Source organism: Marinobacterium profundum, from assembly GCF_001528745.1.
GTDB lineage: Bacteria > Pseudomonadota > Gammaproteobacteria > Pseudomonadales > Balneatricaceae > Marinobacterium_A > Marinobacterium_A profundum.
Genome location: NZ_BCNS01000203.1, coordinates 1 through 7,824, shown reverse-complemented (window position 1 = coordinate 7,824; position 7,824 = coordinate 1). Strand labels below are relative to the sequence as shown.

The 7,824-nt window shown below is 48.2% G+C and carries 3 protein-coding genes; all 3 read left to right on the top strand.

Features of this window, described 5'->3' with window-relative positions; genetic code table 11:
* Window positions 1-73: 73 nt before the first annotated feature.
* The 3 genes from MPRO_RS22290 to MPRO_RS26055 all read left to right on the top strand — a co-directional run bounded on the left by MPRO_RS22290 (window position 74) and on the right by MPRO_RS26055 (window position 7,124).
* Window positions 74-721: a hypothetical protein gene (locus tag MPRO_RS22290; protein ID WP_158651922.1), complete on the top strand. Its 648-nt coding sequence runs from the start codon at window positions 74-76 to the stop codon at window positions 719-721.
* 47 nt (window positions 722-768) lie between these two features.
* Window positions 769-5,958, top strand: coding sequence for an RHS repeat-associated core domain-containing protein (locus MPRO_RS22285; RefSeq protein WP_067298395.1), 5,190 nt, complete (start codon window positions 769-771; stop codon window positions 5,956-5,958).
* 797 nt (window positions 5,959-6,755) lie between these two features.
* Window positions 6,756-7,124 (top strand): hypothetical protein, encoded by a 369-nt coding sequence (locus tag MPRO_RS26055; protein ID WP_158651921.1) that lies wholly within the window; start codon window positions 6,756-6,758, stop codon window positions 7,122-7,124.
* Window positions 7,125-7,824 lie beyond the last annotated feature (700 nt).

Sequence of the window (7,824 nt, the reverse complement as noted above, 5' to 3'; positions counted from 1 at the left end):
ATTGTCGGACAGCCTCCCAGGTTCTTGAAGCAGGCACCTGGTTATACACTCGTAAGGACGCGAGGATAACCCTATGTATCTATTGTCACATGCGCGATTTATCTGGCGTATCTGTTTTTCATCAAAACTTCCATTGCTACTTCTATGTGGCGCATCGTCTATTGCCTCTGGCGCTTCGTTTGATTGTGAGGGTAACCGCTGTGGCTTGAAGGGTGACGGCTCTTATCCGCATTTGGTGCTGGGGACCGTGAAAGCTGTGGCCAGTGATACAGATGCAGGGACTGTATATCGGTGGGCAAAGGACTACGGATACTGGGCGGATATTCCCGAAGAGCAGTCGGAATTTATTAATACGATTCAGATGATGTCAGTTGAATTTCCTGGGAAAAGCGGTAATGAGGAAATTACGCTTTTAATGAGTCGAACCGACTACGATGCCATTGTGATAAAACCAGGAGACTTGGTTCGTTACACCCCTCATGAATCGGACAACCCGCTACCGTCATATGCACAAGGTGTCGCTCAGCATTTCTGGAGCCTGTTTGGTTGTATCGCTGTTCTCTGCCGTGAGGACGACAGTAAGTGTACGGAACGCTATTCGGCAGGTGTCTATCGAGTTGCTGATGGTATTGAGCTGAATAGTCACGGGGATCAGTCTGAAGAGTTGGCTAAACGTATCGACCCCATAACCTATTTGCCACTTCAATCAAGGACGTATTGAGAGGCAATTAAAATCGGTGAATTTTATATTCGCAGGGAGATATTTCCATGGAATGGAAAACTTTCAGATTTTTGTTGGGCGTGGTTTTTATTGTTCTGTCACCAATTTCTAATGCAAGTGATAAGAGTCGTATTGATCAGAATCCTGTTGCGTCGCGCTACGGTGTGTTCCAAGAACCGCTGATTGCGTTTGAACAGGCTACCCGCGCACAAAGCCTAACCATGGAAGAAGCTGTTGCAGCCTACGCATCTACGGGTGTTCCATCAGATATTGGGCCCTTGTCAGACTACCTGAATCGTTTTCCAGATTCGTCCTGGCGTACGTCACTGCTGCTGAATATGGCGCTGGCCAAAGTGCATGCTGGCTACTTTTCCGATGCCCTAAGTTTGCTGGAGCAAGCTCGTATTGCATCGAAGAAAGCCGATAATCCGACAGAAAAAGCCGTCGCAGCTCGGGTTGTCGGCGAGTTGCTGGAGTTGCACACCCGTTTTGGTCATAAGGATGCGGTTGAGGTTCTGCTTGAGTCTATAAGTCGATCACCGGTAAATAGTTCTATCACTGAGAAGGTGACATTGGCGCGTGCAGGACTCTGGCAAATGCAGAATGAGCCAGAGAAAGCACTGCGGTGCGGGATAGTAGCGCTTGATGCACTGTTGGCGGTTTCGTTGCCAGAAGGGCAGGCAGGGTCTGGGCTCGAATACATTGACGCCGGTAGTCATGGAACAACCTTGGCGCAACTGGAAGCGCTTGCTGCTGCTCATGGAACTGAGGCTGTGGCCATCCTGCGTCGAGTCGGCCAGCCGGTACCGGTTCCCTCTCTGGTTCACTGGCGCGTGGGGCACTACGCTACTATTATCGAGAAGCAGGATGGGCTCTATCGGGTCAAGGATCCGGCGTATGGGCAGGATCTATGGATCTCGCCGCAGGCGCTGGATGCCGAATCGAGCGGGTATTTTCTGGCGTTTAACGATGCGGACAGCGCTATGCCCTGGCAGCGGTTGGAGGCTGGCGAAGCCGCTCAGGTGGTGGGTAGCGGTTATACCTCCAGCAGCGAATCGAACAACACTTCGAACGATGATCTTACCGAGTGTGATGATCCCTGCAGTAACAGCAAGGGCATGCCGCAGTACCGCGTGCATTCCATGCTGGTCAGTCTGAATATCCGCGATACCCCGATCGGTTACACGCCGCCTGTAGGGCCAGCCGTGCCAGTGACCCTTACCTATAGTCAGCGGGAGGTTAATCAACCAACGAACTTCACCTTCTCGAATTTGGGCCACAAGTGGACATTCAACTGGCTGTCCTACGTGCAGGATGATCCACAACAGGCCGGCAGCCGGGTGATGATCTACCTGCCCGGAGGCGGAAGCCGCCATTATGGGGGCTATAACTCCGGTAACGGAATCTTCTCGCCAGAACAGCGTACCGGTGCTCAGCTTGTTCGGGTCTCAACGATGCCGCTGCGTTACGAAAGGCGTATGCCAGATGGCAGACGCTACGTTTATGGGGAGTCTGATGGGAGCACCTACTATCCGCGGCGTGTAATGCTGACGGAGGTGATTGATCCAGCGGGAAATGCCGTTAGGCTGCAGTATGATGCGCGGCAGCGCCTGATCAGCGTGACAGACGCCCTTAAACAGGCCACCATTTTTGAATACGACCACAACTCCAATCCGCTGCTGATTACCAGTGTCGTCGACCCTTTCGGCCGCAGCGCTATCATTGGCTACGACTCAGCTGGTCGCCTGAACCGCATCACAGACAGCATCGGCATGACGTCCACTTTCGCCTATGACAGTGGCACCTTTGTAAACGCCATGAACACAGAGTACGGCACCACCACGTTCAATTATGGTGAGAGCGGCACCCGCCGCTGGCTGGAAATTACCGATCCCCAGGGTGAGCGAGAGCGGGTAGAGTTTGCGCACGGTGCCTCAGGGATACCGTTCAGTGATTCACCGATGCCCGCGGGTATGAATCTGTTTAACCGTTACATCAATGGCCGCAATACCTTTTATTGGGATAAAGAGGCAATGAAGCGTGCCGCTGGTGATTATACGCAAGCACGCATTCGCCACTGGTATCACCTCAGGACCAACACCTCTTATACCGCTGCTGTGCTTGAAAGCGTTAAAAATCCACTCGAAAGGCGTGTGTGGTTCAATTATCCGGGGCAAAGCTGGGCCGGGGCAGAAGGTACCTTGGATAAGCCGTCCGTTGTCGGCCGAGTATTGCCGGATGGCACCACTCAGTTAGTGCGCAAAAGCTATAACGTCTTTGGCAAGCTGACCCGGATTATTGACCCTGAAGGTCGTGAGCAGATATTCGAATATGCAGCTAATCAAATCGATCTCGTGCGTATCAAGCGCAGGAGTGCATCGGGTTACGATGTGCTGGCGCACTTTAGCTACAACGATCAGCATCAACCGGTCACCTATACGGATTCTGCCGGGCAGGTGACAGAGTATGCTTACAATCAGGTTGGGCAGCTGACCCAGGTGACTAACCCGCTGGGGCATGTGCGGCAGTACGAATACGATGATAAGGGCTACTTGGTCGGTCTTATCGACCCGAATGGCAACAGGATCGCAAGTTACAGTTACGATACCTATGGGCGGGTCGCCAGCGAAACCAATGCCCAGGGGTACCGGCTCGAATATAGCTACGATGCCCTCGACCGGCGCATCCAAGTCCAGTATCCGGATGGGACCGCTGAGTTTGTAGACTGGGACCGTCTGGACCTGGCTCGGCGTGAAGACCGTTATGGCAATGTCACTCAATATGCCCACGATGCCGTGCGGAATTTACTCAGTGAGATCAATCCGTCCGGTCACGAAATGCAATACGGCTACTTTGCCAATGGAACACTGGCCAGTCGGCTGGATGGTATTGGCAATAGCATCACTCTGGAGCGGGATATTCAGCGTCGCGTTACGCGTACGATACAAGCCGACGGCAGTGACAGCCGCAGGGACTTTGATACCAATGGGCGTTTGCTGAGAGAGATTGACGCGCTGGGAGGTGAAACCGATTATGGATATGCAACGGACGACCGTCTGGCAAGCGTCACCGATCCCAACGGCAATTCAACCCTCTATAGCTACAACACCTATACCGGCGAACTGGTCGAGCAAGACAGTCCGGATAACGGCGTGACTGCATACAGCTACGACAGTGCCGGTAATCTGACTGCCCAGATTGATGCCAATGGTCAGACAACCGCCTATGCGTATGACGCGCTAAACCGTTTGACTCGAATCCTCTACGCTGACGGGCAGGTGGTGGAGTATCAATACGACACTGCGCCCAATGGGATCGGGCGTCTGGCTGAGGTTAGGGAAGCGGCCGGTAGTATCGCACTGGCGTATGACATTGAGGGCAACCTTGTTAGCCGCACCCAGACATCACCGGATGGCGTCGAACTCAAGGTCAGCTACCTCTATAACGAGGCCAATCAGCTGGCTCGTGTGATTTATCCGTCAGGGGCTGTTGTGGGCTACAGCTACGACCGTGATCGTCTGTCCGCGATAACGGCCAATGGCCAGATTGTGCTGGATAACATTCACTACGCTGCTTTTGGTGCAATCAATGGCTGGAGCTGGGGTAATGGTGCAGGCAGCAGCCGAAGCTTCGATGCGAAGGGACGACTTGAACGATTTTCCGTAGCCGCAGAAGAGCGCCAACTCAGCTATGACAAGGTGGACAATATTGTTGCCATTAATGGCGGGAGCCTCAATCGAAGTTTTGATTATGATGCCCTGGGTCGCCTGAGTGCAGCGCTATCCGGCGATTTTGATCTGAGTTATGGATATGACTCCAATGGTAACCGGACTCACGAAAGCAGTGATGGAATAACTCGATATTACGAGCTCGATCCCGTAAGCAATCGCCTGTCTGCAGCAGGGGATATGTCCTATATCCACGATAAAAACGGCAATATCCTTGCGGATGGCCGTCATAGTTATCAATTCGACGCCCGTAACCGCCTCGAGGCCGTGGATGAAGGCTTTACCGGCTATTATCAATACAACGCCTTTGGCCAGCGCGTCTATAAACTGGGGCAGCAGTCGTACAGGCTAACCGCCGACCTAAATGGCGATGGGCAGGTAACGTCAGCGGACCTGCATGAGTTGAAGGGCTTCGTCCGCAGCGGACAGTCCCCACTGCAGGCAGACCTGAATCAGGATGGGAATGTTGATATGCATGACAATGCCTGTATCGCTACCCAAATAGGTAATGGAAAAGATGACCCAGGTCTGCCTAAAGATTGTCGCCTTGGCGAGTGGGTGAACGCCACAACCGAGACCCGCTTTGTTTATAGCGGCCCGCTGTTACTGGGGGAGTACGACATCAACGGTTATTCCCAGCAGGAAATAATCTGGATGGGCTCCATGCCAGTCGCGATCATGCAGGATGGTGAGATCTACTATGTCCACAGTAATCAGCTCAGCGCACCTATGGCTGTTACTGATAACCGTAGCGAAGTGGTGTGGCGCTGGGAACCTAAACCGTTTGGCGACAGCCTGGCCGATGAAGACCCGGATGGTGATGGTCAGCGGTTTTCGCTCAATTTGCGTTTCCCTGGACAGTATTTTGATGCGGAGACGGGGCTGTACTACAACTACTTTAGGGATTATGACCCGGCGACGGGGAGATATGTCCAGTCGGATCCGATAGGGTTGAGAAGTGGGCTGAATACATATGGATATGTAGGAGGACGGCCGCTTTCATATAGGGACCCGTTTGGGTTAGAGATGCTACTGCAGACTCATCCTGTAGCATTTGGTGAGCACCATTCAAAGTTGACGATTATCCCTCAAAATCAAGAGCGCTGGAGAAATGATCCCAGGTTTAATAATGAGTTACCGGATGGAAGTTTATATGCAACTATTGGAGCGGGCCCTGAAGGATTTATGGGGGAGACTTTGGTAAGCAATGTTAACAGGGAGCGTGATCTAATAATGAAAAAAAATGTATTCAGTCGTTCAATTTTCACTATGTCGTGCCCAAGTCCAGAAGAAGAAGATAGAATTATTTTACATGCCTTTCAAATGGATTCAGTTTATAGAGATAATCTTGATTATGATTTTTTTCCAGATAAAGATGAGAGTGGCAATAACTCAAATTCATATATAAGTGGCTTGTTAAATGCTTTGGGGAATCCAATGCCACAACCGCCAAAAACTCCAGGGTATGAAAAACCTGTAACAATCGATAATTTTGAGAGAACAAAATGATTTTTGTTTTAGGTTTTTTTATTTCCCTATTGTTTTTTATGTTTGGATTTGTCGTGCTAAGATTAATGGGTGTACAGAGTGCTACTGTGGATTGGATATTTTTGCTCCTATGTACACTGATTCCACTATATAGTAAGAGACTACGCGTAAAAGGCATTATATGCATTGTATTGTTTGTTTTTTTTAATATAGTGATTATGTTTTATTCTGCATTATATATTATGGCAATAATATTTAAAGAGGGGTTATGAGAAAATTAAAAGATAGCGATAGTATAGGAATTTAAATTGCGGTAGTGGAGCGATTAATTTTATTGAATTTTATTAAAAATAAACCCGGAAGGTCTTTCCAAATTCAGAGTGCAGCTCTCCAGGAGGGTGTGCATTCCGATGAAGACACCGCTAACGAAAAGTAAAACGCTATCAGGAATTTAGACCCATAGTCTAGGTGCATACTTTCCCAAAGCAGACGCATGAACGTTTTTTGATTAACTCAATCGCACGAGTTGCTTAAATAATAAGTGCAATAATGCCGTAACTGCGTGATGCCGACAGCAACACAGGAAAATCTCACTATAGGAATGATCATTGTTAATTAAAATAGAGAGGTGTCCATCCATAAAATAGTCGCATTCACTGTACAAATTATGTTCACGCGTCTGCCTTGGGGGGGGGATCCTATTAAGGTAAGTATGAAGATCATTATGGGTTGTTTTGGATATTTGTCCATGAAAATGGGACTATGTATGCTGCTTTGGATGCCGGGTTGTCTCCAAAAAAGCTAAGGAGTTGGGCGAGATGACCGGAGAAATTGATAACCTTCCTGGATCTCAATATCCCACTAATTCAGAATGGCATGCTATGATGTATCCAGAGTGGACACCAGAACATGCTGAAAAATTGTTTAACCAATATGTCGATATAAATTTTAATTCTTGTACAAAAGAAGGTTTAGCAAGGGCTCTTCATGCAGTGCAGGATAGTTACGCGCCGGGACATGAAAATTTCGCACCTTGGCATGGGACGGCTAACGCCACATTCCCCCAATGGGTAAAAATTATTATTGATCATGCTTGGTATGATAATGGATCTTACTTTACACGAGATGTTCGAAATATAACAAAAAATATGATTAAGAAATGGTCTAAACAATGTGAATGTCAGTAGTTCATCTACAGTTTATTATAACAGGGGATATATGATTACGAGACTCTCTTCAGCGCTTTCAGGAATTCTAGCTGGTGTTATAGCTGCTCATTTAGTTCTTTATATTGAATACTTTGTGTCACAGTGGTTCATAAAAAATGTGTACTCTCCGTTGCTTCTGTTTGTTATTTTATTTCCGATAATTGTAGGGGTTTATACCTGTATATATGTCTATAAGAAGTGAAAAAATATTCTGGAAACATGTTGGAATTTATCTATAAATAAAGTTATATTTATTCAGTTTTTAATATTAACAGTGGTTAATATGTTCTTTGTGTTTCCGATCTGGAAAAACCTGATCTTGAAATAATTAGTTTTTATGTTGTTTATTTCAATGGATACAGAGTATATATGTTCCGCCCTGCAAACTAGAGTGCCCTTTATATGTAAGTGGCTGTTGTTTGATTCGAACAGGTTAAGCTCATCGTTTTCACGCCTGGCAGCCCAAATAATTGCAGAATAGCAGAATTTATGATCTCCAGTAAGGGCTATGGTCGCTCAATATGGAGGCCTACTTAGGAATAGGGGGAGGAGTTAGTATCAATTATTCGGATGGAACTCTTGAAGTGCTAGGGAAGATTGGGGTTGGCATTGGAGGTGGTGCTATTAACCCGGTGGCAATTTATATCTGATATAATGTGCGCATGAATACCGACGCACG

Excerpts from the sequence above, each read along its gene's own strand:
- MPRO_RS22290 (WP_158651922.1), top strand. The coding sequence starts at position 74 with ATGTATCTATTGTCACATGCGCGATTTATCTGGCGTATCTGTTTTTCA.
- MPRO_RS22285 (WP_067298395.1), top strand. The coding sequence starts at position 769 with ATGGAATGGAAAACTTTCAGATTTTTGTTGGGCGTGGTTTTTATTGTT.
- MPRO_RS26055 (WP_158651921.1), top strand. The coding sequence starts at position 6,756 with ATGACCGGAGAAATTGATAACCTTCCTGGATCTCAATATCCCACTAAT.